This is a genomic window from Micromonospora sp. CA-248260, from assembly GCF_050942205.1.
In the GTDB taxonomy this organism is placed as follows: Bacteria; Actinomycetota; Actinomycetes; order Mycobacteriales; family Micromonosporaceae; genus Micromonospora; species Micromonospora antibiotica.
Genome location: NZ_CP192021.1, coordinates 786,824 through 809,723, shown reverse-complemented (window position 1 = coordinate 809,723; position 22,900 = coordinate 786,824). Strand labels below are relative to the sequence as shown.

At 73.8% G+C, this 22,900-nt stretch carries 25 protein-coding genes; 10 read left to right on the top strand and 15 right to left on the bottom strand.

Annotated elements, in window-relative coordinates; genetic code table 11:
• Positions 1–33: 33 nt before the first annotated feature.
• From ACQP2H_RS03850 to ACQP2H_RS03805, 10 genes are all read right to left on the bottom strand, one after another.
• Positions 34–870, bottom strand: a complete 837-nt coding sequence (locus ACQP2H_RS03850; protein ID WP_363823829.1) for a RecB family exonuclease — start codon at positions 868–870, stop codon at positions 34–36.
• A gap of 126 nt (positions 871–996) precedes the next feature.
• Positions 997–1,611: a MarC family protein gene (locus ACQP2H_RS03845; RefSeq protein WP_208570384.1), complete on the bottom strand. Its 615-nt coding sequence runs from the start codon at positions 1,609–1,611 to the stop codon at positions 997–999.
• Between the two features lie 40 nt (positions 1,612–1,651).
• A complete protein-coding gene (locus ACQP2H_RS03840) occupies positions 1,652–2,518 on the bottom strand; it encodes a PHP domain-containing protein (protein WP_357536148.1) in 867 nt (288 codons plus the stop codon).
• A gap of 35 nt (positions 2,519–2,553) precedes the next feature.
• Positions 2,554–3,798 (bottom strand): hypothetical protein, encoded by a 1,245-nt coding sequence (locus ACQP2H_RS03835; protein ID WP_219466830.1) that lies wholly within the window; start codon positions 3,796–3,798, stop codon positions 2,554–2,556.
• On the bottom strand, positions 3,795–4,631 hold the full coding sequence (locus tag ACQP2H_RS03830; RefSeq protein WP_308291009.1) for a SigE family RNA polymerase sigma factor: 837 nt from the start codon (positions 4,629–4,631) through the stop codon (positions 3,795–3,797). Before ACQP2H_RS03830 ends, ACQP2H_RS03835 begins: the two co-directional genes overlap by 4 nt.
• 103 nt (positions 4,632–4,734) lie before the next feature.
• Positions 4,735–5,601 (bottom strand): PH domain-containing protein, encoded by an 867-nt coding sequence (locus tag ACQP2H_RS03825; RefSeq protein WP_219466827.1) that lies wholly within the window; start codon positions 5,599–5,601, stop codon positions 4,735–4,737.
• Between the two features lie 6 nt (positions 5,602–5,607).
• Entirely contained in the window at positions 5,608–5,766 is a 159-nt protein-coding gene (locus ACQP2H_RS03820; RefSeq protein WP_165942702.1) for a hypothetical protein, read from the bottom strand.
• A gap of 116 nt (positions 5,767–5,882) precedes the next feature.
• On the bottom strand, positions 5,883–6,575 hold the full coding sequence (locus ACQP2H_RS03815; protein WP_308291127.1) for a DUF6758 family protein: 693 nt from the start codon (positions 6,573–6,575) through the stop codon (positions 5,883–5,885).
• Between the two features lie 160 nt (positions 6,576–6,735).
• Positions 6,736–7,359: a TrmH family RNA methyltransferase gene (locus tag ACQP2H_RS03810; protein ID WP_219466824.1), complete on the bottom strand. Its 624-nt coding sequence runs from the start codon at positions 7,357–7,359 to the stop codon at positions 6,736–6,738.
• Positions 7,360–7,456: 97 nt separating this feature from the next.
• Positions 7,457–8,026 (bottom strand): hypothetical protein, encoded by a 570-nt coding sequence (locus ACQP2H_RS03805; RefSeq protein ID WP_219466821.1) that lies wholly within the window; start codon positions 8,024–8,026, stop codon positions 7,457–7,459.
• Positions 8,027–8,774: 748 nt separating this feature from the next.
• Between ACQP2H_RS03805 and trxA the strand changes: the two genes are divergently transcribed.
• The 4 genes from trxA to ACQP2H_RS03785 all read left to right on the top strand — a co-directional run bounded on the left by trxA (position 8,775) and on the right by ACQP2H_RS03785 (position 11,548).
• Positions 8,775–9,137 carry a thioredoxin gene (gene trxA / locus ACQP2H_RS03800; RefSeq protein WP_219466818.1) on the top strand — a complete coding sequence of 121 codons (363 nt, stop codon included), beginning with the start codon at positions 8,775–8,777 and terminating at the stop codon, positions 9,135–9,137.
• A gap of 70 nt (positions 9,138–9,207) precedes the next feature.
• Entirely contained in the window at positions 9,208–10,254 is a 1,047-nt protein-coding gene (locus tag ACQP2H_RS03795) for an Rv2578c family radical SAM protein (protein ID WP_219466814.1), read from the top strand.
• A 108-nt stretch (positions 10,255–10,362) separates the two neighbouring features.
• Positions 10,363–10,770: a CoA-binding protein gene (locus tag ACQP2H_RS03790; protein ID WP_433231098.1), complete on the top strand. Its 408-nt coding sequence runs from the start codon at positions 10,363–10,365 to the stop codon at positions 10,768–10,770.
• A 544-nt stretch (positions 10,771–11,314) separates the two neighbouring features.
• A complete protein-coding gene (locus ACQP2H_RS03785; RefSeq protein WP_308291008.1) occupies positions 11,315–11,548 on the top strand; it encodes a DUF4190 domain-containing protein in 234 nt (77 codons plus the stop codon).
• Here the strand turns inward: ACQP2H_RS03785 and ACQP2H_RS03780 are convergent, their stop codons facing one another.
• A complete protein-coding gene (locus tag ACQP2H_RS03780) occupies positions 11,549–12,385 on the bottom strand; it encodes an SDR family NAD(P)-dependent oxidoreductase (protein ID WP_208570417.1) in 837 nt (278 codons plus the stop codon).
• Between the two features lie 184 nt (positions 12,386–12,569).
• Here ACQP2H_RS03780 and ACQP2H_RS03775 point away from each other — a divergent pair, with 184 nt between their 5' ends.
• The 3 genes from ACQP2H_RS03775 to ACQP2H_RS03765 all read left to right on the top strand — a co-directional run bounded on the left by ACQP2H_RS03775 (position 12,570) and on the right by ACQP2H_RS03765 (position 14,654).
• Positions 12,570–13,133, top strand: coding sequence for a DUF4190 domain-containing protein (locus ACQP2H_RS03775; protein ID WP_208570375.1), 564 nt, complete (start codon positions 12,570–12,572; stop codon positions 13,131–13,133).
• 233 nt (positions 13,134–13,366) lie between these two features.
• On the top strand, positions 13,367–14,191 hold the full coding sequence (locus tag ACQP2H_RS03770; RefSeq protein ID WP_357536331.1) for an SDR family NAD(P)-dependent oxidoreductase: 825 nt from the start codon (positions 13,367–13,369) through the stop codon (positions 14,189–14,191).
• Positions 14,192–14,486: 295 nt separating this feature from the next.
• Entirely contained in the window at positions 14,487–14,654 is a 168-nt protein-coding gene (locus ACQP2H_RS03765) for a hypothetical protein (protein ID WP_219466801.1), read from the top strand.
• Positions 14,655–14,739: 85 nt separating this feature from the next.
• Here the strand turns inward: ACQP2H_RS03765 and ACQP2H_RS03760 are convergent, their stop codons facing one another.
• The 4 genes from ACQP2H_RS03760 to ACQP2H_RS03745 form a co-directional block, all read right to left on the bottom strand.
• Positions 14,740–16,983 (bottom strand): APC family permease, encoded by a 2,244-nt coding sequence (locus ACQP2H_RS03760; RefSeq protein ID WP_433231094.1) that lies wholly within the window; start codon positions 16,981–16,983, stop codon positions 14,740–14,742.
• Positions 16,984–17,049: 66 nt separating this feature from the next.
• Positions 17,050–18,009, bottom strand: a complete 960-nt coding sequence (locus ACQP2H_RS03755; RefSeq protein ID WP_219466796.1) for a DMT family transporter — start codon at positions 18,007–18,009, stop codon at positions 17,050–17,052.
• Positions 18,010–18,062: 53 nt separating this feature from the next.
• Positions 18,063–18,527, bottom strand: a complete 465-nt coding sequence (locus tag ACQP2H_RS03750) for a hypothetical protein (RefSeq protein ID WP_255598960.1) — start codon at positions 18,525–18,527, stop codon at positions 18,063–18,065.
• Positions 18,528–18,613: 86 nt separating this feature from the next.
• Complete coding sequence (locus ACQP2H_RS03745) at positions 18,614–19,483, bottom strand: PhzF family phenazine biosynthesis protein (protein WP_357536132.1); 870 nt, start codon at positions 19,481–19,483, stop codon at positions 18,614–18,616.
• 33 nt (positions 19,484–19,516) lie between these two features.
• Between ACQP2H_RS03745 and ACQP2H_RS03740 the strand changes: the two genes are divergently transcribed.
• The 3 genes from ACQP2H_RS03740 to ACQP2H_RS03730 all read left to right on the top strand — a co-directional run bounded on the left by ACQP2H_RS03740 (position 19,517) and on the right by ACQP2H_RS03730 (position 22,848).
• Entirely contained in the window at positions 19,517–20,833 is a 1,317-nt protein-coding gene (locus ACQP2H_RS03740) for a magnesium transporter MgtE N-terminal domain-containing protein (RefSeq protein ID WP_357536130.1), read from the top strand.
• Complete coding sequence (locus ACQP2H_RS03735; RefSeq protein WP_357536128.1) at positions 20,826–21,479, top strand: DUF1003 domain-containing protein; 654 nt, start codon at positions 20,826–20,828, stop codon at positions 21,477–21,479. Before ACQP2H_RS03740 ends, ACQP2H_RS03735 begins: the two co-directional genes overlap by 8 nt.
• A 223-nt stretch (positions 21,480–21,702) precedes the next feature.
• Positions 21,703–22,848: an Mrp/NBP35 family ATP-binding protein gene (locus tag ACQP2H_RS03730; RefSeq protein ID WP_208570365.1), complete on the top strand. Its 1,146-nt coding sequence runs from the start codon at positions 21,703–21,705 to the stop codon at positions 22,846–22,848.
• Positions 22,849–22,900 lie beyond the last annotated feature (52 nt).

Sequence of the window (22,900 nt, the reverse complement as noted above, 5' to 3'; positions counted from 1 at the left end):
TCCGGGACGGGTAGACCCGACGCGGGAGGTCGGTCAGTCGGCCTGCGGAGCGGTGGGGCGGTCGATCGCCGACCACGGCTCGCGGCCGGGGGTCTGCGCGCCGACCGGGCAGGTACGCCGGTAGTCGCACCAGCCGCAGCGGGGCCCGGCGACGGCAGGGAACGCCTCGTCCGGGTCGGTTCCGTCGGCCACCGACCGCTCGGCGGCCATGATGTCCCGGGCGGTGTCCTCGGCGCGGCTGAGCTGCCGGGTCAGCGACTCGACGGTGTGGTCGTGCCCGGCGACGGTGCCGGTCGGCAGATGGTGCAGCTCCACCCGGCGGCAGGGTCGGCGGAACGTCCGCTCGGCGGCGTACGCGTAGAGGGCCAGTGCCTGCGAGCCGCGCGCGTCGTCGGCGTCCAGCCCGGTGCGGCCGGTCTTGTAGTCGACGATGACCAGTTCGGGGCCGTCCGGGCCGGGGCGGGAGTCGATCCGGTCGGCCCGCCCGTTGAAGGCCAGCACGGCGGTCTTGACGGCGACCACGCGTTCCACGCCCAGCGGGTCGTCGCCGGGGTCGAGGGTGGCGACGTACCCCTCCAGCCAGCCCAGCGCCCGCTGGTAGGCCGCCCGCTCCTGCTCGTCGTCGCGGTAGCCCTCGCGGACCCAGGTGCCCTTGAGCAGGGCGGGCAGCGCCTCGGGGCGCCGCCGGTCGACGGGCAGCGCATACCAGTTCTTCAGGGCGGTGTGCACGCTCGCGCCGAGCGAGTTGTGCGCCCACGGCGGCCCCTTGGGCGGGGCGGGCCGGTCCAGGTAGGCGTAGCGGTAGCGGCGGGGGCAGTCGGCATACGCGCCGAGTTTGCTGGGTGTGCAGGTGAAGAGCCGTTCGGGCATGCCGGCGAAGCCGAGTTGCTCGGGTTGGCCGGAGCGGGGCCGGGGAGTACCGGCGGAGGAGGCTCGTCGCACCCCGGTGATCCTGCCAGCCCGGTGCGACAGCCCGGCGGCGGCACGACGGGCGACTCAGCTCATGTTCACGTACTGGGTGACGAAGGCGGCCACCGCGTCGGCGATGAGCTGCACCGCGATGGCGGCCAGCAGCAGGCCGGCGATCCGGGTCAGCACCTCGATGCCACCCGGCCGGAGGATCTTGACGATGCCGCCGGAGAACCGCAGCACGATCCAGACCGCCAGCATCACCGCGACGATCGCGGCGGCGATCGCCGAGACCTGTCCCACCCCGTCGGCCTGCTGCACGAACAGCATGGTCGCCACGATCGCGCCGGGGCCGGCCAGCAGCGGGGTGCCCAACGGCACCAGGGCGATGTTGGAGGTGGCCTGCTGGCTGGGGTCGTCCGCCTTGCCGGTGAGCAGTTCCAGCGCGACCAGGATCAGCAGCAGGCCACCGGCCGCCTGCAACGCCGGCAGGTCGACGTGCAGGTAGGCGAGGAGGGTCTGGCCGGCGACGGCGAAGACCACGATGACGCCGAGCGCCAACGCGACCGCCTGCCAGGCGGCCCGGTTACGGTCACGGGCCGGCAGCGGGCCGGTCAGGGCGAGGAAGATCGGCATCATGCCCGGCGGGTCGACGATGACCAGCAGGGTCACGAAGACCTCACCGAAGAGCTTGAGATCCACCGGACGAGGGTAGCGGTGCCGCTGGCAGGCGGAACGCGGATCAGCCGGAAGCGACGCCGGTCACTCCGGAGGACGCCGCGACGATCCGCTCGTACGCCTCCAGCGCGGTGGTGTGCGCGCCCAGCCGGACGGTCTTGTGGCTGCCGTGGAAGTCCGACGAGCCGGTGACCAGCAGGCCCAGGTCGGTGGCGAGCCGCCGGACGTGCGCCGCCTCGGCGGGGGTGTGGTCCTCGTGGTCGGCCTCCAGGCCGGCGAGCCCCGCGTCGGCCAGCTCGGCGATCAGCGTGTCCGGGACGATCCGCCCCCGCCGGCTGGCCCGGGGATGGGCGAACACCGGCACGCCGCCGGCCGCCCGGACCAGGGCCACGGCCCGGAACACGTCGATGTCGTCCTTGGGTAGCCGGTACCGCTGCCCCAGCCACTGCGGGCCGAACGCCTCGGTGGTGGTGGTGACCAGGCCGGACCGGATCAGCGCGGCGGCGATGTGCGGGCGACCCACCGTGCCTCCGTCGGCGGCGGCCAGGATCTCCGGCCAGCTCACGTCGATCCCGTCGGCGCGCAGCAGCTCGACGATCCGTTCCCCGCGTACCTCCCGGGCCTGCCGGACCCGGGCCAGCTCGGCGACCAGCTCCGGGTGCTCCGGATCGAACAGGTACGCCAGCAGGTGCAGCGGCAGCGCCGGTTCGGCACCGTGCCAGCGGCAGGACAGCTCCGCCCCCCGCACGAGGCTGAGCCCGGCCGGTAACGCGTCGACCGCCGCCGCCCAACCGGCGGTGGTGTCGTGGTCGGTGATCGCCACGACGTCCAACCCGGCGTCGGCGGCGGCCCGGACCAGCTCGGCCGGGCCGAGCGTGCCGTCGCTGGCGGTGGAGTGGGCGTGCAGGTCGATCAGCGGGCGGGCGGGCATGGTCCCGACGCTACCGGCGGGCGGGTCGGGGCAGGTCACCCGGTGCCGGCCACCACCACCGGTCGGGCGTCGGCCCCGGCCCCGGCCACCGGGGTCGGGGTGGCCGGCCTGTCCGCCAGCACCTCGTCGGGGCGCACCCGGGCGAGGTCGCCGTCCCCGTCGACGTACGCCGCATCGTGGTCGTCGGTCCAGACCACCGCACCGCCGATCGCCGGGCCGGCGCCGCGTGGGGCTGGGACGGTGCCGGCCAGGTCGACCAGGATGGCGTCGTCCGATCCGGCGAGTCGGCCGTTGACCAGCAACCAACGTCCGTCGGGAGAGACCGCGCCCCGGCCGTCGGCGGTCGGGGTCACGTCGCACCGGGTGCTCGCCGGGGCCAGGTCGGGGTCGAGCAGGGCCAGGCAGCTCCCGCTGCCGACCCGCACCCGGGCGACCAGCCGGCCGTCCGGCCGGGTCCCGTAGACCTCCTGGACGTCCGGCGCGACGATGCCGGGCGGCCCCGCCGGGCTCCACCGCCACCACAGGTGACCACCCTCGGGGGCGGCCCGCAGCAGGACCCGGTCGCCGACCACCCGGACCGGGACCGCGTCGACGGAAGGCCCGGCGACGGAGGCGATGAGCTGCCCGGCCACGATCCCGGCGGCGAAGAGTCGGCCGTCGTCGCGCCAGGCCACCTGCCGGCTGTCGGGTGACAGCACGATCTCGTCGGCACCGGCGAGCAACGCCTGCGGTTTCCCGCCCGAGGGCACCACCCAGAGGGTACGGCCGGCAGCGGTGACCGCCCCGGTCAGCAGCCAGCCGCCGCGGTCGGGCAGGCGTTGCGCGCGTTCGACCGGCCCGATCCCCAGCTCGTACCGCTGCCCGGCGGCGGTGACCAGCGCACCGGCCACGATCAGGTCGACCTCGCCGTCGGTCGGCCGGTCCGCCGGGTGGGGAGCGACCGGGTCGGGGGACAGGGTGGCCACCCCCTGCGGGTCGCCGAGCACGACGGTCGGGGCGGTGGGCTGGTCCGCCTGCCCACCGAGCTGGGTCATGCCGCCGGCCGCCAGGGCGGTCACGATGCTGGCCAGGGTGAGCCCGGCGACCGTGCGCCGCCGCCTGACCCGCCGGGCCCGGCCGAGCGCCAACCCGGCCGGGTCGACGGGGAGCCGGTGCGGCACCGCGACCCGCTGGGACAACGTCTCCCGCAGCGCCCGCTCCAGCTCGTCGTCGTGCGTCACGAGGAGTTGACGCCCCGACCCGTCGGTCTGGTTGCCGGGCCGCGACGGTGCGGGCTTCATCGGGTCTCCGTGGCGAGCGGCGCGGTCGGGATCGGCAGGACGCCCGCGCCCACCGGCCGGGGCGACGCCGGGCCGGTACCCGCCCGCTCCCCGGGTACGACGCGCGCCGCGCCGGACCGCCCCGTCCCCGTCCGGGCCGGTGCACCGGGGCGGGCCGGCATCACCCCGGTGTGGCCCGGCACAGGCTCGCCCGGGGTGCCCGGTGCGGATGTCCGGGTCTGCCCGGTGGTGCGCCCGGGTGACGGCGGCCGGGAGGCCTGAACTGCCCCGGTGGACGTGGTCCGGGTGGTCGTGGCTGTGGTCGGACGGGTGACCGGTTCGGGGGTCAGGTCGTGCAACGCCTCCGCCCCGAGCCGGCGGCGCAGGGTGGCCAGGGCCCGGGACGTCTGACTCTTCACCGTGCCGGGGGAGATCTCCAGCAGGGCCGCCGTCTGGGCCTCCGACAGGTCCTCGTAGTAGCGCAACACCAGCACGGCACGTTGCCGGGCGGGTAACGCCCGCAGGTGCCGCCAGAGGACGTCGCGGTCGAGCTGCTGCTCGATCTCGTCCACTCCGGCCCGCTCGGGCAGCACCTCGGTGGGCCGCTCACCGTGCCACCGCCGCCGCCACCAACTGGTGGACGTGTTGACCAGCACCCGCCGGGCGTACGGTTCGACCGCCTCGATCCCACCCAGGCGCCGCCAGGCCAGGTACGTCTTGGTCAACGCGGTCTGGAGGAGGTCCTCGGCGGTGGCCCAGTCCCCGGCGAGCAGGTAGGCGGTCCGCAGCAGGGCACTGGAGCGCGCCGCGACGAAGTCACGGAACTCGTCCTCCAGCGGATCCCGGTCGGCCACCGCTCACCTCCGCACGCCGTCCCGCCTGGCAGACTGCCATGCCGGGCATCACCCGGTCGACGGCGGAAGGTGTGCAGTTCGTCCGACGGACGGACGACACGTGTCAGGCGCCGTCGTCGGCCTTGGCCTCGTCGGCCTCCTTGCCCAACCGGGCCTCGACCGCCTGCGGCTCGTACATCTCCTCGACCACCCGCAGGTAGAGCTCGTTCGGGTTGGGCAGGTTCTTGATCTCCCGTAGCGCCTGCTCCTGGCCGGCGGACTCCAGCACGAAGGTGCCGTAGTTGAGTGCCCGGCCGGTCGGGGTCTGCTCGTATTTCATGTCGGTGACCCGGGCCAGCGGCATCATGGCGACCTTGCGCGTGACGATGCCGTTGACCACCATGACCCGCTTGTTGGTCAGGATGAACCGGTCGTACCACCAGTCGGCGACCTTCCAGGCGACCCAGCCCATCACCCCGAACCAGAGCAGCACGGCGATGGTGGTGAGGGCGCCGACGTCCTGCCCGGCGAGGAAGCCGGAGAGGTAGCCGAGGATGAAGGTGGCCGCCACGCCGACGACGATCGGGGTGGCGAGGTGGATCCAGTGCCGCTTCCACTCGCCCCGGTAGCGCTCGGTCGGGAAGAGGTAGCGGGCGACGAGGGAGCTGGGCTCGTCCTCCAGGGGGAGCACCCGGCGGGGAGCCATGCCCTGGGAGTCGGACCGCAGACCGGACAGCTCCTCTTCGGAGATGACCGGCGGTTGGTAGCCCGCCTCCGGATCACGGACCCAGGTCCGCCCCTGACCCCCGAATCCCGGGACGTCGCCGTAGCCGGCGTCGTCCGAGAAGGACGGTCCACTGGCGGGTCCCGCCCCGGACCCGTAGGCCGGCCCGTCGTCGGGTCGGTACCTCGGGATGGGTTCGGTGTCCCGCTCCCGGCGGTCCCGGCCGGGATCGTCCGGGTCGAACGGGGGTCCGGAGGGGCTGCCCATCGGCGGCTAGGCGACGAGGCTCGTGAAGAAGTCGCCGAAGCCCTGGGCGATGTCCACGATGCCACCGCCGAGCGACTTGAAGACGTCCGCTGCCGAGTTTGGCCGGTAGGCAACGAAGAAGATCAAGAATGCGATACCGGCCCAGGTGAGGACCTTCTTGACCATAGCGGGCCATCCTCTCGCGCGGCGCCGGGTCCGTTTACCGCAGCGGCACCCAGAGTATCAGCATGATGTCGTAGCGTGAATATCTGCGTCCCATCTCCGACTCACCCGGAGGGCCGTCAAGCCCCTCCGTGCAGGTACGGGGACGGTGCGCCGAACACGAGCTCGGGCGGAGTCCACTCGGTGAGGTCGTGCAGGACGACATCTTCCGCGAGGAGGTGACCCGCGCTCGCCGGCCAGGCTATCGCATGAAGCCACATTCCCCGAGCCTCACCGGCGTACGCGCTTCGATCCGTGGCGGAATTGACCAACCACAGTGGAGTCGGATGACCGCCCGCCCGGATCCGCGCCGGCTCGACGTGCTCGGGATGACCAGGGCCGGGACCCGGCCCGGCCAGCACCTCCGTCAACTCTGGACCGGGGTCCGGACCGGCCAGCCCGGCGAATCGGGTGCCCAGTCCGACCCCGGGCTCCTCCGCCACCAGGACCAGTTCGGCCGGACCGCCACCGAGGGGCGCCGGACCGGCGCACGCGACGGCGGTGGCCCGGACACCACCGGCCTCGTCCCCGGCCCAGGCCACCCCGGTGACCGTCCAGCCGGCCGGCAGCGGCCACGGGCACCACAGCGGCAGCGCGGGCCGCTCTGGGCCACCCTCGGCAGCCACCCGCTCCACCACGCTCGCCACGATCTCGGCGTCGATGTGCTCGGGCACGTGCAGCGGGGCGACCGGCCCACAACGGACGCAGCGCGACTCACCGTGCATCAGGTCCGGTGGGCGCACCTGCCCCGCACACCTCGGACAACTCACCATGACACTCACATCCCCACCGTGGCCCGACGATGCGGGTCCGTCAAGCCGACCCCGCCGACCCGCCGCCACCTTTCCCACTACGGTGTCCCGCCCAGCCGGCGAGGATCGGGGGCAGCCGCCCGGGGCCGGGCCGGCCACGGTCCGACCAGCGGCGTGCCGGTCAGGACGGCGGGGCGGCGGCGTGGGCGCGGATCCAGGCGTGCATGGCGATGCCGCTGGCCACCCCGGCGTTGATCGACCGGGTCGAGCCGTACTGGGCGATCGAGAAGAGCTGGCCGCAGGCGGCCCGCGCGGCGTCGGACAGGCCGGGGCCCTCCTGGCCGAAGAGCAGCACGCAGCGCCGGGGCAGGGTGGTGGTCTCCAGCGGCCGGGAACCGGGCAGGTTGTCGATGCCGACCACCGGCAGGTCGTGCCCGCCGGCCCAGCCGACGAACTCCTCGATCGTCGGGTGGTGCCGGACGTGCTGGTAGCGGTCGGTCACCATCGCGCCCCGACGGTTCCACCGCCGCAGCCCGACGATGTGCACCTCGGCGGCGAGGAACGCGTTGGCGTTCCGGACCACCGTGCCGATGTTGAAGTCGTGCTGCCAGTTCTCGATGGCCACGTGGAAGTCGTGTCGCCGCTCGTCCAGGTCGGCCACGACGGCCTCCCGCCGCCAGTAGCGGTAGCGGTCCACCACGTTGCGCCGGTCGCCCGCCGCGAGCAGCTCCGGGTCGTAGCGTGGGTCGTCCGGCAGGTCGCCGACCCACGGTCCGACACCCACGTCGAGCTGGTCCTCGGTCACGATTGCCAGAGGGTACGGCCCGCCGCCGCCACCGCCGCACGCCACCCCGGCCGACACCACGACGGGTCGGCGGCACCACCGGTCGACGGTGCACCTGTCAGCGCAGGTCCAGGGCGTCGCCGAGGCGGTCCAGGAAGCGCCGGTGGCTCGGTTGCGGGGTGCCGGTCCGGCAGACCCGCACCGCCACCGACTCCACCCACTGCCGGTACGCGGCGGAGTCGGCCGGGTCGGCCCGGCGGCGCAGCACCCGCACGGCGGCCCGGCACACCTGTGGCAGCTCCGCCGGATCGGCGAGCCCGCCGGCCAGGGCAGCAGCACTGTCGGTCGGGGCGGTCGCGCTGCCGGTCGGGGCGGTCGCGCTGCCGGTCGGGGCGGTCGCACCGTCGTGCCGGGCGTAGATCGCGGCGGCCACGGCGCGTACCAGGTCACTGTCGGAGGCCCGACCGGCGGCGACGGCGTCCAGTCCGACGAGACCGGCGGCGACGTCCCGGGCCGGACGACCGGGACCGGGCGACGCGGCGGCCACCAGCACCCGGCCGGGCAGGGTGGTGAGCAGGTCCCACTCGACGGCGGAGTAGGCGGCGGTGGTCAGCGGTGCGGCACGCCGTCCGGCAGAGGGCGGCTCTCCGGCGAGGGAGTGGCTCATCAGGACCTCCGCCGTCAGCATATGCCCACCGCGACGGGCGACGGGCCGGTCCTGCCTCGATCCGCCCCACAGCCGGCCTCGAACCGCCCGGGGCGGGCCTCGAGACACCCGGCGCCGTGGCGGCCGGACCGGAAGACGCCCGACTGGCCCTCGTCGTGGTTGTTGCGGATCTGCGTCCTGCCCGTCGACGGGTGACGACGCCCTGCCGGGCCCTGGCCGACGAGCCGACGGAGTCCGACCCGGCGCGTCTTACCGCCGGTTCCCGCCTTAGCGGTGGTTAAGGAGATGCGGGGGGCGTGGGGGCCGGGGAAATGTCACACCAGGGCCAACCCGGGGGGAGACGCAATGAGCGGCGGGGCCCTCCCCGGCACCCGCCGCCCACGCTCTGATGTCGAAGATTCTGCCCCACCGAAGCGATGAACGGACAGAGACGGAGGTCACATTTATCTTTTCGTAACAATACGGAGAGTCATTATTGATCAACGAGAGAGCGATCTCCGCAGGTGAAGTAGCACCTTGTCAGGCCACAAATCGATGCGTGTTCGCTGGTCCGGGGGGCGATCTCCCTGGAAACGCTCCCATCACGGGCGGTCACGCAAATGCGTCATGCAAGTGCAGTCCGCATGCGCACATCGACCGACGCGGTTCGATGAGCATGATCAGGCCGTCCCGAGCGTGCCGGTTTCGGCGTCCCCCACCCGGGAATTTGCCGGGGTACCACCTGGTTCTACCGGACGGAAAACGCAATCTGCGCTGATCGGAGAGTCCAATGGCAACCGTTGAGCTGACCACGGCCAACTTCGACGAGGTGACCGAGAGCAGCGGCATCGTGCTGGTCGACTTCTGGGCCGAGTGGTGTGGCCCGTGCAAGCGGTTCGCCCCGGTCTATGAGCGTTCGTCGGAAAAGCACCCCGACATCACCTTCGGCAAGGTCGACACCGAGGCGCAGCAGGATCTGGGGGCCAAGTTCGACATCCGCTCCATCCCGACGATCATGGCGATCCGGGACGGCGTGATCGTCTTCGCCCAGCCGGGCGCGCTGCCCGAGTCGGCCCTGGAGAACCTGATCGAGCAGGTCCAGGCCCTCGACATGGACGACGTGCGTAAGCAGCTGGCCAACCACCAGCACTGAGCACCGCACCCACGGCCGGGCCACGTCAGGTCACTTGCGTTCCGGTCGCACACATGTTCGAATAATCGGCATGCGCTGGGATCACCTCTCCGCTCCCCCGGACGAGGAGCATCCCGACCGGGCAGTGCCAGCGACGCCACCCCTGCCGCTGGCGCTGCCCGGAGCGATCGTCCGCACCTTCGACACCCCTGACTTCGCCGGGATGACCTTCTACGAGGTGCAGGCAAAGTCGATCATCAATCGGGTGCCGGGCGAGTCACGGGTGCCGTTCAGCTGGACGATCAACCCCTACCGGGGCTGCACCCATGCCTGTGTCTACTGCTTCGCGCGCAGCTCCCACACCTATCTCGATCTCGACGCCGGGGCGGACTTCGACCGCAAGGTGATCGTCAAGGTCAACGCCGGGGAGCTGGTCCGCCGCGAGCTGGCCGCCCCGCGCTGGCGGGGCGCGGCGATCGCGATGGGCACCAACGTCGACTGCTACCAGCGGGCCGAGGGCCGTTACCGGCTGCTGCCGCCGATCATCGAGGCGCTGCGCGACTTCGCCAACCCGTTCTCGATCCTCACCAAGGGCACCCTGATCCTGCGCGACCTGCCGCTGCTGCGGCAGGCCGCCGAGGTCACCCGGGTCAGCCTGTCGTTCTCGGTCGGCTTCGTCGACGAGGCGCTGTGGCGGGCGGTGGAGCCCGGCACCCCGAGCCCGGCCCGCCGGCTCGACGCGGTGCGCCGGCTCACCGACGCCGGTTTCGAGGTGGGGGTGCTGATGGCGCCGATCCTGCCCGGCCTCAGCGACGACGACGAGTCGATCGACGCCACCGTCGCGGCGATCGCCGCCGCAGGCGCCACCGGCGTCACCCCGCTGACCCTGCACCTGCGTCCCGGTGCCCGCCAGTGGTATGCGTACTGGCTCGGTCGGGAGTTCCCCCACCTGGTCCCCCGCTATCGCGAGCTGTACCGGTCCGGGGCCTACCCGCCGCAGGCGTACCAGCGGGAGGTGACCGCCCGGGTGCGGATCGCGGCTCGCCGGCACGGCCTGCACCAGGGCGGACCCGGCGACACGCGCCGGCCCCCGGACCCGTCGCCCACGCCCACCGGCGAACAGCTCGCCCTGCTCTGACTGTGAGGCTGGCCTGGTCCGTCCGCGACGGTGGCCGCGCCGCCGTGCCCCCACCCGGCGCTGCGCTGCGCGCAGGATGGTTCTGACCCTCGGAGCTAGGCTCGGCGGATGCGGACCGCCCAGCAGCTCCTCGCCGACTCAGCCGTGATCGCCGTCGTGGGTGCGTCCCGCGACCCGGGCAAGGCCGCACACCGGGTGCCGGCGCAGATGCAGCGGTACGGCTGGCGGATCATCCCGGTCAACCCGACGGTGGACGAGTTGTTCGGTGAGCGGGCGTACGCCTCGCTGGCCGACATCCCGCACCCGGTGGACCTGGTGAACGTCTTCCGACCGGCCCGGGACGCGGTGGAGGTGGTCCGTCAGGCGGTCGCGATCGGTGCTCCGGCGGTCTGGCTCCAGCTCGGCATCGTCTCGGCCGAGGCGCGGCGGATCTCCGAGGAGGCCGGCATCGACTACGTCGAGGACCGTTGTCTGATCGTCGAACGGGCCGCCGTCGGTCTCAGCCGACTCGGCTGAGACCGACGCCGATCCGGAGCCGGACCCGCCGGCGACCCGTCCCGCCTACCGCCGGGCGACCCCGTCCCGCCAACCGCCGGGAAAAGGTGCACCGCTACCGGTAGCGTCCGCAGGAGAAAGGACCACTGACCTGCGGCGGAAGGCGGACACCGTGAGTACGCCACCGGGGGGACCGGAGCAGCCACCATCGCCGTACGAACCGCCCCGGCCCGACCCGTCGCCCTGGGCGCAGCCCACCGGACCGTCCCCGTCGGGCCACCCGGCCGAACCACCGCCGACCGGTGAGCCGGCCGAACCGCCGCAGTCCGCTCCGCCGACCCCACCGTCCTGGGGACAGCCATCGCCGGACGAGCCACCGCCGTGGGGGCAGCCACCGCAGGACGGGTCGCCGGACCGGACACCGCCGGCTCCCGCTGAACCACCCTGGGGGCAGCCGACGCCGGGCGAACAGCCCTGGGGACAGCAACAGTGGGGGCGACAGCCGTGGGAGCAGCCGGCGTACCCGCCGTCCGGGCAGTACGGGCGGCCCGGCGGTGAAACCAACGTGCTGGCGATCCTGTCCCTGGTCCTCGCCTTCGTCTTCGCCCCGGCCGGCATCGTCCTCGGCCACCTGGCCAAGCGGCAGATCCGCCGCACCGGCGAGGCTGGCGACCAGCTCGCCACCTGGGGGCTGGTCCTGGGCTACGCGTTCACCGTGATCGGGGTGCTCGTCTGCTGCGGCTGGCTGGCCCTCGTCGTGTGGGCCGGCGCCAGCGGCAGCAGCGACACCGGGTACTGATCAGCGGAACTGCGCCTCCCGGACGCTGTTGCCGCCGTCGACCACCAACATCTGCCCGGTGATGTACGACGCCGCCGGCGAGCAGAGGAAACTGATCGCGGCGGCCACCTCGTCGGGGGTGCCGGGGCGGCCGACCGGGGTGCCCAACCCCTGCTTGATCTCCGCGATCGTGGACGCCGCCGTGTAGATCGTCCCCGGGGCCACCGCGTTCACCGTCACCCCGTCGGCGATCATCTCCATCGCCAGCGCCCGGGTCAGCCCGACCACCCCCGCCTTGGCCGCCGCGTACGCCGCCTCGGTGGGCAGCGCCTTGACCGGCCCGGCGGTCGCCGAGAGGTTGACGATCCGCCCCCAGCCCCGTTCGGCCATCCCGCCGATGAAGGCCCGGCTGCACAGGAACGCGGTGGTCAGGTTCCGGTCGATCTCGCCGCGCCACTCGTCATAGCTGAGCTGGGCCACCGGACGCAGCACCTCGGGGCTGGCCCGGCTGGCCAGGCCGGCGTTGTTGACCAGCACCTCGACGTCACCGAGCTGCTCGGCGACCGCGTCGGCCAGTGCACCGACCTCGGACTCGTCGGTCAGGTCGGCGACGAAGCCGGTCACGCCCAGTTCCCCGGCCCGGTCGTGGATGCGCCGGGTGGTGGAGACGATCGCCACCCGGGCACCCAGGTCGGCCAGTCGGCGGGCGGTCGCGTACCCGATGCCGTCCGCGCTGCCCGCGCCGGTGACCAGCGCGACCCGGCCGTCCAGCCGCATGGTCACCGGGTCGGCCACCGGCACCGGCTCGTCCTGGCCGGCGTCGCTGCCGCCGCCGACGGCGCGGGTGCGCCGGGCCAGGCCGGGACGGCTCACGTCCCGCCTCGGTCGGCTGCCGGATCGGTCGGCCCCACGTGCGTCGATAGCCATGCCGCGATCCTGCCCGCTCGGTGCGACGTGGGCAACGAGCCACCACGGGCGGACCCCACCGCTGTTGCACCCTGGCTACCCTGACGGCGCACCTACATGCGACGGAGAAGATCAGATGACCTACCCCCCGCCCTCGGACGGCTGGCAGGACCCGGCATGGTCGGGCCACCAGCCCGATCCGACACTGCCGGCCAGCGGCCCACCGGTTTCCGCCCAACCGATCGGCAAGGACCCGTACGCCCCGGCTGACCCGTACGCGGGTGCGCCGCTCATCCCCGGCCAGGCCGGCCCGGTCGACCCGTACGCTGCCGCAGCCGCCTACCCGCAACCGTCCGGTTACCCGCAGCCGGCCGGGTTCCCCGGCTACGGCGGCTACCAGCCCCCGCCCCCGCAGAGCGGCCTCGCCATCGCCTCGATGATCGTCTCGATCATCGGCGCGATCGGCCTGTGCGGTTACGGGCTCGGCGGCTACATCGGCATCATCGGCGCGATCCTCGGCCACGTGGCCCGCAAGCAGATCAGGGAGCGGGGCGAGGGCGGCGCCGGCTTCGCCACCGCCGGCATCGTCGTCGGCTGGATCTCCACCGTCATCGCGGTGCTGGCCACCATCGCCCTGGTGGTCTTCTTCGTCTGGCTGGCCAACCAGGAGTCGACGACCGGCTACGGCACCAGCTACTGAGCAGCGGGGCCGCCCCGGGACCCGGGGCGGCCCACCGGGTCGCTGCCCCGATGGGGTGACGTGCGGGTGCGGGTCGACCCGGCCGGGACCGCCAGGGCGCGTCGGTGTTGGCGGACCCGCAGGAGCGGCGGCGTCGATGGCCCGCACGGCGCTGGACATGACAGGGACCCGACGGTCCCCGGGGCTTGGTGACCTCGCGGTAACCTCGTGCCGTGACCGGGGTGAACGGACCTGTGGAAGATCTCGCCGGGCGGCGGACCGTGGTGGTGACCGGGGCCAGCTCCGGCATCGGCCTGGCCGCCTCCGTGGCGCTGGCCCGGCGGGGCGACCGGGTGGTGCTGGTCGGCCGGGACCCGGCCCGCCTCCAGGCCGCCGGTGACCGGGTACGCGAGGCGTCCGGCGAGCGCCCCGAGCTCTTCCGCGCCGACTTCGCCGTGCTGGACGACGTACGCGGGCTCGCCGAGCGGCTGCGGGCGGCGTACGACCGGATCGACGTGCTGGCCAACAACGCCGGGGCGATCGTGTTGGAGCCGCTCACCACGGTCGACGGGTTCGAGCTGTCGATCCAGGCCAACCACCTGGCCCCGTTCCTGTTGAGCAACCTGCTGATCGACCGGGTCGGCCGGCTGGTGGTGACCGCCTCCGGTGCGCACCGCAGCGGGACCCTCGACCCCGACGACCTCAACGCCGCGCTGCGCCGTTACCGGCCGATGCGCGCGTACGGCACCAGCAAGCAGGCCAACATCCTGTTCGCCGCCGAGGCGGCCCGACGCTGGCCCGACGTGCCGGCGTACTCGTTCCACCCGGGGGTGGTGCGGACCCGGTTCGGCGCGGACAGCAGGCTGGTCGCCCTCGGCATGCGGGTGATGCCGTTCCGCAGCCCGGAGAAGGGCGCAGAGACCCTGCTCTGGCTCGCCAACCAGCCCGCGTCCCGGCTGGTCGACGGGGGCTACTACGCCGACCGGCGGCTGCGCCGCCCCTGGCCGAGAGCGGCCGACCCGGCCCTGGCCGCCCGCCTCTGGACCGCCAGCGCCACCGCCGTCGGCCTCACCGCCTGACGGGGCCCCACACCAACTGCCCTGCGCCCGGGACCGACGTGGCCGTCGCGGGATGCCCGGGGCGCCAGGGCGAAGGCGTCTACGTGAAGGCGGTGCCGGCAGACTGATCCCATCCGTCGAAACGAGCAGGCCCTGCGAGACACCCTGTTCTGTGGAGATCTCCTGCTGCTGGAGCGACAACAGATCTCCACGATCCTGATGTTCTCCTTGGCCCCGGCGACGCGTTGCTCGACGGTCCGCCGGGGCCCTGTTCGCGGCGTGCTCGGCAGGTGCCGGCGGTCGCTACAGTCGGGTCATGGCGCGTCACGTGCGGGTTGCGTATCCAGTGGCACTGCTGATCCTGGTCGTCGTCGGATTGATCGCGGATCTGCCGGTCTGGCAGGCGGCGCTCGTGGGGGCGGTCGCGATGACGCCGATCCTCCTAGTCGACCTCATCCTGACTCGCCCCAGCAGGAGCGCATGATCGGGCGTGGGCAGTAGGCGAGGACGCCGCCACCCGGCCGGCCAACGGTGGCGTGGGCGACCGCCCCGCGCCGCCGGGGTGGTCCTCACTCGACGACGTGGACCGGGACGGTGGTGACCACCACGCCGGGCAGCGCCCGCAGGGCCCGGCGCAGCCGGCGACCGGTGCGGTTGTGCAGCAGGCGGTGCCACGGCCGGCGCAGCAGCACCTCCGGCACCACCACGGTCAGCACCAGCTCCGGCGCGGCGACGTGCAACGCCGCCAGGTAGTGCGCCAACGGCCCGACCACCGCCCGGTAGGGCGAGACGATCGTCTCCAGCCGCACGTGGTCCCCCCAGGCCCGCCACTGCTCCCGGAACCGGTCCGCCTCGGCGTCCTCCGGAGCGAGGTGCACCGCCAGCGTCGGCCGGCCCAGCGACACCGCGTACGCCAGGGCACGCATCGAGGCCCGGTTGAGGCGTACCACCGGGACCACCACCAGGTGCCGCAGCTCCTGCGGCAGCTCCTCGCCCTCGACGGACCTGCCCGCCGGAGGCCGGGGCGGCCCGACCCCGTGCCCCGTCCCGGAGGGCGGCGGGCCCCCTCCCGCCACCGGCTGCGGCCCCGCCCCAGGCTCCGCAGCTGCCGGCGGGGCTCGCAGGGCCAGGGCGGTGTGCAGGTCGCGGTAGTGCCGGTGGATCCGGCGGAAGAGCAGCACCAGCAGCGGTACGGCGACGACCACCACCCAGGCGCCCTCGGTGAACTTCGCCACCGCCGCGGTCAGCAGCACCAGGCCGGACAGGACCGCGCCCACCCCGTTGACCAGCGCCCGACGCCGCCAGCCGGCGTCCCGGTGCCGCCGCCAGTGCACCACCATGCCGCTCTGCGACAGGGTGAAGGCGAGGAACACCCCCACCGCGTACAGCGGGATCAGTTTCTCGGTGTGCCCGCCGAACGCGACGAACACCACGATCGCCGTCCCGGACAACGCCACCAGGCCGTTGCCGAACGCCAGCCGGTCGCCCAGGTGCAGGAAGCGGCGCGGCGCGTGACCGGCGCGGGCCATGAAGAACAGCAGCCGGGGAAAGTCGTTGAACGCGGTGTTCGCCGCCAGCAGCAGGATCAGCGCGGTGGTCGCCTGGACGACGGCGTACCAGGGGCCGGTCGGGAAGGTGACCCGGGCGAGCTGGGACAGCAGCGTCTCACCGGGGCGGGGCACCAGACCGGCCAGGTGGATCAGCAGGGTCAGCCCGGCGAAGAGGACCACCAGCATCGCCACCATCCAGCCCAGCGTGGTCCGCGCGTTGCGCCACTCCGTCGGGCGGAACGCCGGGACCGCGTTGGAGACCGCCTCGATGCCGGTCATCGACACCGCCCCGGAGGCGAACGCCCGCAGCACCAGCAGCAGGCCCAGACCCTCTGCCGCCGGCACGACCGGCGGGGCCACCGGTGTGAACCCCCGGCCGGCCGCCCGCAGGTAGCCGACCACCAGCAACCCCAGCACGGCGACCACGAAGGCGTACGTGGGCAGGACGAAGATGTTGCCGGCGGTGCGTACCCCGCGCAGGTTGCCGGCGAGCAGCAGCAGGATCACCAGCACCCCGAGCGGCACGGTGAACGGCGTCAGCCCCGGCAGCGCCGAGGTGACCGCGTGCAGGCCGGCGGCGATCGACACCGACACGGTCAGCACGTAGTCCAGCATCAGCCCGGCGGCGGCGGTCAACCCCGCCCCGACCCCCAGGTTGTCCCCCGCCACCAGGTACGACCCGGCCCCGTGCGGGTACGCCGGGATGGTCTGCCGGTAGGAGATCCCGACGGCCACCATCAACAGCACCAGCCCGGCCGACAGGGGCAGCGCCAGGCCCAGCGCCCCGCTGCCGGCCAGCACCAGCACGGTCAGCAGCGCCTCCGGCCCGTACGCCACCGAGCTGAGCAGGTCGGAGGAGAGCACCGGCAGGGCCACCAGTTTGCGCATCCGCTCGTGCAGCACGGCAGCGCTGGCCAACGGTGGGCCGAGCACCACCCGCCGGACCCGGCCCAGCCGTCGGCCGAGGTGGGAGTCGGGGCGGTTCGCCGGTTCGGCGGCGATCAACCCGTCCCGCCCGCCCCGGCCACCCGGCTCCGGCTCGAACAGCGCGATCGGGGCCAGTCGGCTGAACCGGCCCGGGGCGGGCCGGTTCCGGTAGCGGTCCAGCGTCGGGTCGACCGGCAGGGCGGGCCGGCTCCCGGTCCGCCAGTGCGCGCCGACCCGGCGCAGGGTGTCCACCTCGGCGGGGTCGAGCGGCGGGAACTCGGCCGACGGGGTGACCACGGTGCCGCTGCGGTCGTCGTCCACGTTGCGCCCCGACATCGCCCCACCTCCCCCCGCACTCTCACGCGTGCCGGGGTCCCCTGCCCGTGGTTTGGGCGGAATCGCTCAGGAGGGCGGGGCGGCGTCGGCGGGGACCGCCGGCGGGGCGGGGCGACGGCCGGCGCGGGCCCCGCCGAGCACCACCACGGCCACCCCGGCGAGCAGCAGCGCCAACCCGGGCAGGGCGAACGGGCGCGGCAGCTGCCCCAGCCAGGCCCAGGCGATCAGTGCCGCACCGGGCGCCTCCAGCAGGATCAACACGCTGATCGTGGTCGCCGACACCCGGCGCAGCGCGTGGTTGAACATCGAGTGGCCGAGCAGTTGGGCCCCCACCACCAGCCCGGCGATCGCCAGCCAGGTGCTGGTGCCGTAGCCGTGCAGCCGTACCCCGCCGGCCAGGCAGACGACCAGCAGGATCACCGCGCACACCCCGTAGCAGATGGTGGTGTAGGTGGCGGTGCTGATGGTGGCGCGGGCCCGTTCGCCGAAGGCGGTGTAGACGGCGGCGAACATCCCGCCGACCACCGCGAGCAGGTCACCGGCGAAGGCCCGGCCGGAGACGCCGACGTCCGCGCCGGTCGCCAGCACCGCGCCGGTCACCGCCAGCCCGATACCGACCCAGACGGCGTACGGCAGCCGCCGACCCTGCCAGCGGGCGATCAGCCCCTGCCAGACCGGCTGGGTGGCGCCCAGGGCGGTGGCCGCCGCGACCGAGGTGAGCTGGGCGCTCGGCATCCAGGTGGCGAAGTGCGCGGCCAACGCCACCCCGGACAGCACGCAGTACCAGCCCTCCCGACGGCCCGCCCCCACGGTCAGGGTGCGCAGCTCGGCCCGCCGGCGGACCAGTGTGAACGGGACGAGCACGGCGGCCGAGAGCAGGTTCCGCCACGCTGCGACGGCCAGCGCGGGAGCCGCCGCGAAGGCGATCAGCGGGGCCGACGACGAGACCGAGGCGACGGCGATCGCGAGCACACCGACGGTCAGCGGATCGACAGGTGGGCGCGGGTGCGGGGCAGCGGAGGACACGGTGCGTCATCCTCACACGGGCGGCGTCGCGGGTGTGGACGCCGGGCGGTGGGTCAGCGGCGGCGGACCCGGTGCAGGCGGAACGGCTTGCGGGTGGCCCGGACCACGGCCGCGCCGCGCGGCTCGGCGGCGAGGGAGGCGTCCGGCAGGGCCGGCCCGGCGTCCGGCGGGCCGTCCGGGGCGAGGCGGGTCAGCGCGCAGCCGTCGGCCGCCCAGCGGGCCACCAGGTCGGCGGTCGGGCCGGAGGCGTTCAGCCGCTTCGCCGCCACCAGCGGTGCCGACGTCTCCCACTCCGGGGTGCCCGGGGCTAGCCGGGTCACCCGGGCCGGCCAGGTCACGATGCGTCCGCCGTGGTCACCGCGCAGGGTCACCCGGGCGGCGTCGGCGTCGGCCAGGCCCGGCGCGGTCTGCTCCCCCGGCCCGCTGACCACGAACAACGCCCCCTCCAGGGGTACGCACCACAGTGCGGTCGCCGGCCCGTCCGCGACGCCCACCCATGCCACCGCGGCCTTCTTCATCGCCTCGTCGACCAGTGGCGTCGACCGGGAGGCAGCCACCTCGTCCGTCACACCCGCATCCTCTCGCAGCTCCCACCCGACCGCGGTCAGCCCACGAACGGTGGGACGACGATCTCACCCCGGGCCACCGGCATCACCTGGCCGGCCACGGTCGTCCCGACCGCCATCCCGCCCTCGGCGGTCACCGTGCACGTCAACGCGGACGGGCGGCCGATCTCCGCGCCCTGCCGGACGGCGTACCCGCTGCGCCCCTCCCCGGGGAGCAGACCGCTGGCGACCAGCCACACCCCCAACCCCAGGGCGGCCGAGCCGGTGGCCGGGTCCTCCGGGATGCCGAGGCCGGGCACGAATACCCGGGCGTGTGCGGTTTGCGTGTCGGCGTCCCAGGAGAAGACGCTGACGTGTTCGACTCCGTACCGCTGGGCCGCCGCCGCGTTGACCCGGGCGCGGGCCACCGCGTCCGGACGCACCGGGAGGTAGGGGAACTCCAGCCCGCAGCCGGCCACCCGGGGGGCCGGGCCGGTGTGGTCGTCGGCGGTGAGCCCGGCCATTTCCAGCAGCGGCTCGGGATCGAGTTCCGGTCCGAGGGTGGGGGTGCCGCCGGTCAGGGTGGCTCCCGTCGCGGTCACCTCGAGGGGGAGCACCCCGGCGTGGCACTCCTGACTGACCGACCCGACCCCGAACAGCCCCCGGCGACCGGCGGTGACCGCCGCGCCCACGCTGGGGTGCCCGGCGAACGGCAGCTCCTCGGTCGGGGTGAAGATCCGGGCCCGGTAGGTGGCGCCCACCTGGGTCGGCGGCAGCACGAACACCGTCTCCGACAGGTTGAACTCCATCGCCAGCGCCTGCATCTGCTCGGTGGCCAGCGCTTCGGCGCCGAACACCACGGCCAGGGGGTTGCCGGCGAACGGGCGGTCGGTGAAGACGTCCACGATCTCGTAGGCCAGGGTCGACATGGTGATAAACACTAGGCGCTTAGGCTGGTGGCCGTGAGTACGCCGAACCGGGTCTACATCGCTCGACTCGCCGGAGTCGCCGTCTTCGACCCGAACGGCGACCAGGTGGGGCGGGTTCGCGACGCGGTCGCCCGGATCCGGCCGACCCAGCGCCCGCCCGAGGTGGTGGGGCTGGTGGCCGAGATGCCGATGCGCCGCCGGATCTTCCTGTCCATCAACCGGATCACCTCCATCGACCCCGACGCGGTCGTCCTCGGCAGCGGCACCCTCAACCTGCGCCGCTTCTCCAAACGCCCCAACGAGCTGCTCGTCCTCCAGGAGCTGCTGGACCGGCGGGTGCAGCTCGACCCGGGCGGCCAGCCCGGCGCGGTGGTGGACGTGGCGATGGAGCGCAGCCGGGGCGGCGAATGGGCGCTGTCCCGGGTCGCCGTCCGCGAGCAGACCAGCCGGTTGACCCGCCGTGGCCACCTGCACCAGGTCGACTGGGACCGGGTACGCGGGCTGAGCGGCATCGCCGACAACCGGGGCACCGCCAATCTGCTGGCGGTGCTGGAGGACATGCGCCCCGCCGACCTGGCCAACGCGCTCCAGGACCTGCCCGACGCCCGGCGCAACGAGGTCGCGGCGGCCCTCGACGACGAACGCCTCGCCGACGTGCTCGGCGAGCTGCCCGAACGCGACCAGGTGGAGATCCTCGCCGCACTGGATCGGGAGCGGGCCGCCGACGTGCTGGAGGAGATGGACCCGGACGACGCCGCCGACCTGCTCAACGAGCTGCCCCCGCCCGAACAGGACGTGCTGCTCGACCTGATGGAACCGGACGAGGCCGACCCGGTCCGCCAACTGCTCAAGTACACCTCCGGTACGGCGGGCAGCGTGATGACCTCGGAGCCGGTGATCCTGCCGCCGGACGCCACGGTCGCCGAGGCACTGGCCCGGATCAGGGAGGAGCAGCTCTCCCCGGCGATCGCCGCGCAGGTCTTCGTGACCCGCGCCCCGATGACCACCCCGACGGGCCGTTACCTGGGCATCGTGCACTTCCAGCGGTTGCTGCGCGAGCCCCCGGCCGACCTGCTCGGCGGGATCGTGATCAACGACATCGACCCGCTGCGCCCGACCACCCCGTTGCCGGAGATAACCCGCCGGATGGCCACCTACGACCTGGTGGCGATGCCCGTGGTCGACCGGAACAACCGGCTGGTCGGCGCGGTCACCGTCGACGACGTGCTGGACCACTCGCTGCCCCGGGACTGGCGGGACCGCGACGCCGTGACCACCCCGTCCGACGACGACGACGCGGGGTCCTCCGCCGCGGTGGCCGGGCCGACGGGCGGTGGCACCGATGGCTGACCAACGACGGGCCGAACGGCTGGACCAGCCGCGCGAGCCCCGGGGCGTCCAGCTGCCCCGGTTCGACCCGGAGGCGTTCGGGCGCTGGTCGGAGGGGATCGCCCGGGGGATGGGTACGGCGAACTTCATCGTCTACATGACGGTGGTGATCGCCCTGTGGTTCGGCTGGAACACCCTGGCCCCGGCGGACCTGCGCTTCGACCCGTACACCTTCACGTTCCTGACCCTGGTGTTGTCGTTGCAGGCGTCCTACGCGGCCCCGTTGATCCTGCTCGCGCAGAACCGGCAGACGGACCGGGACCGGGTGGCGCTGGAGGAGGACCGCCGCCGGGCGACCATGCAGAAGGCGGACACCGAGTACCTGGCCCGGGAGGTCGCCGCGCTGCGGATCGCCCTGGGCGAGGTGGCCACCCGGGATTTCCTCCGTTCCGAGCTGGTCCGGTTGGCCGAGGAGCTAGACGCGGCGGCGCAGCGCCGGCAGAAGCGGGAGCTGCGGCAGCTGGACCGGCCTACCGCACGCCCCGGAGGTGGTGAGGGACGCTCCGGGGGTGAGGGACGCTCCGGGGGTGGTGAGCCGCCGCTCGACGAGCCCCGGGACGATCTCGACGGCGACTACGTGCGCGACGGCCACCGCCCGGAGAGCTGAGCCCGCGACGCCGGACCGTCACGGGTGGGCTGGCGGCGGCCCCGCCCGGGGGTCGACCCCGCGTCGGTGACCCGCTTGTCGCGGGCCGGAGCGCCAGCGGGCCCCGTACCTGATCGTCCAGGTTTGTCCGTGGAGCGGGGCGGCCCGGACCGACCGATCGATTCGCTCACACCCGGCCCCGCTGCCGGCGGTCGTCCCGCCCGGCCGACGTAGCATTGCCCGCATGTCAGCTCCCGTCAGCACCCTCTCCGACGCGATCCAGGCCGCGCTGGCCACCGTCAACGACCCGGAGATCCGCCGGCCCATCACCGACCTCGGCATGGTCCGCTCCGCCGAGATCGGCGAGGACGGCGTGGTCCGGGTCGGGCTGCTGCTCACCGTGGCCGGCTGTCCGCTGAAGGACAAGCTGCGCGGGGACATCACCGCCGCCGTCGGCGCGGTGCCCGGGGTGACCGGCGTCGAGATCGACTTCGGGGTGATGAGCCCGGAGCAGCGGCAGGAGTTGCAGGGCAAGCTGCGCGGCGGCAGCACCGACGAGGCGGTGATCCCGTTCGCCCAGCCCGGCTCCCGCACCCGGGTCTACGCGGTGGCCAGCGGCAAGGGCGGCGTGGGCAAGTCCAGCGTCACGGTCAACCTGGCCGCCGCGCTGGCCGCCCGGGGCCTGTCCGTCGGTGTGGTCGACGCCGACATCTACGGCCACTCGGTGCCCCGGATGCTCGGCGCGGACGGCAAGCCCACCCGGGTGGAAGACATGATCATGCCGCCGCAGGCGAACGGCGTGAAGGTCATCTCGATCGGCATGTTCACCCCGGGCAACGCGGCCGTGGTATGGCGCGGCCCGATGCTGCACCGGGCGTTGCAGCAGTTCCTCGGTGACGTCTACTGGGGTGAGCTGGACGTCCTGCTGCTCGACCTGCCCCCGGGCACCGGCGACATCGCCATCTCGGTCGCCCAGCTGCTGCCGAACGCCGAGATCCTGGTGGTGACCACCCCGCAGGCCGCAGCCGCCGAGGTCGCCGAGCGGGCCGGCGCGATCTCCCTGCAGACCCACCAGCGGATCGTCGGTGTCATCGAGAACATGTCCTGGCTGGAGCTGCCGGACGGTTCCCGGATGGAGGTCTTCGGCGCCGGTGGCGGCCAGGAGGTGGCCGAGTCGCTGACCCGGACGATCGGCGCGCAGGTGCCGCTGCTGGGGCAGATCCCGATGGACACCCGGGTCCGTGAGGGCGGCGACGCCGGCATCCCGATCGTGCTGTCCGCACCGGACGCGCCCGCCGCGAAGGCGCTGCGCCAGGTCGCCGACCGGCTGGCGGTACGTCGCGAGTCGCTGCTCGGCAAGCCGCTGGGTCTCACCCCCGCCGGCCGCTGACCACACCCGCCCCGGCGGGCAGGGGTGGTCCACTCATGTGAGCCGATGTTGC

Excerpts from the sequence above, each read along its gene's own strand:
- ACQP2H_RS03745 (WP_357536132.1), bottom strand. The coding sequence starts at position 19,483 with ATGTCGACCCTGGCCTACGAGATCGTGGACGTCTTCACCGACCGCCCG.
- ACQP2H_RS03765 (WP_219466801.1), top strand. The coding sequence starts at position 14,487 with ATGGCGCGTCACGTGCGGGTTGCGTATCCAGTGGCACTGCTGATCCTG.
- ACQP2H_RS03760 (WP_433231094.1), bottom strand. The coding sequence starts at position 16,983 with ATGTCGGGGCGCAACGTGGACGACGACCGCAGCGGCACCGTGGTCACC.
- ACQP2H_RS03825 (WP_219466827.1), bottom strand. The coding sequence starts at position 5,601 with ATGGGCAGCCCCTCCGGACCCCCGTTCGACCCGGACGATCCCGGCCGG.
- ACQP2H_RS03730 (WP_208570365.1), top strand. The coding sequence starts at position 21,703 with ATGTCAGCTCCCGTCAGCACCCTCTCCGACGCGATCCAGGCCGCGCTG.
- trxA (WP_219466818.1), top strand. The coding sequence starts at position 8,775 with ATGGCAACCGTTGAGCTGACCACGGCCAACTTCGACGAGGTGACCGAG.
- ACQP2H_RS03795 (WP_219466814.1), top strand. The coding sequence starts at position 9,208 with ATGCGCTGGGATCACCTCTCCGCTCCCCCGGACGAGGAGCATCCCGAC.
- ACQP2H_RS03805 (WP_219466821.1), bottom strand. The coding sequence starts at position 8,026 with ATGCTGACGGCGGAGGTCCTGATGAGCCACTCCCTCGCCGGAGAGCCG.
- ACQP2H_RS03850 (WP_363823829.1), bottom strand. The coding sequence starts at position 870 with ATGCCCGAACGGCTCTTCACCTGCACACCCAGCAAACTCGGCGCGTAT.
- ACQP2H_RS03815 (WP_308291127.1), bottom strand. The coding sequence starts at position 6,575 with ATGGTGAGTTGTCCGAGGTGTGCGGGGCAGGTGCGCCCACCGGACCTG.
- ACQP2H_RS03835 (WP_219466830.1), bottom strand. The coding sequence starts at position 3,798 with ATGAAGCCCGCACCGTCGCGGCCCGGCAACCAGACCGACGGGTCGGGG.
- ACQP2H_RS03840 (WP_357536148.1), bottom strand. The coding sequence starts at position 2,518 with ATGCCCGCCCGCCCGCTGATCGACCTGCACGCCCACTCCACCGCCAGC.
- ACQP2H_RS03775 (WP_208570375.1), top strand. The coding sequence starts at position 12,570 with ATGACCTACCCCCCGCCCTCGGACGGCTGGCAGGACCCGGCATGGTCG.
- ACQP2H_RS03750 (WP_255598960.1), bottom strand. The coding sequence starts at position 18,527 with ATGAAGAAGGCCGCGGTGGCATGGGTGGGCGTCGCGGACGGGCCGGCG.
- ACQP2H_RS03790 (WP_433231098.1), top strand. The coding sequence starts at position 10,363 with ATGCGGACCGCCCAGCAGCTCCTCGCCGACTCAGCCGTGATCGCCGTC.
- ACQP2H_RS03820 (WP_165942702.1), bottom strand. The coding sequence starts at position 5,766 with ATGGTCAAGAAGGTCCTCACCTGGGCCGGTATCGCATTCTTGATCTTC.
- ACQP2H_RS03735 (WP_357536128.1), top strand. The coding sequence starts at position 20,826 with ATGGCTGACCAACGACGGGCCGAACGGCTGGACCAGCCGCGCGAGCCC.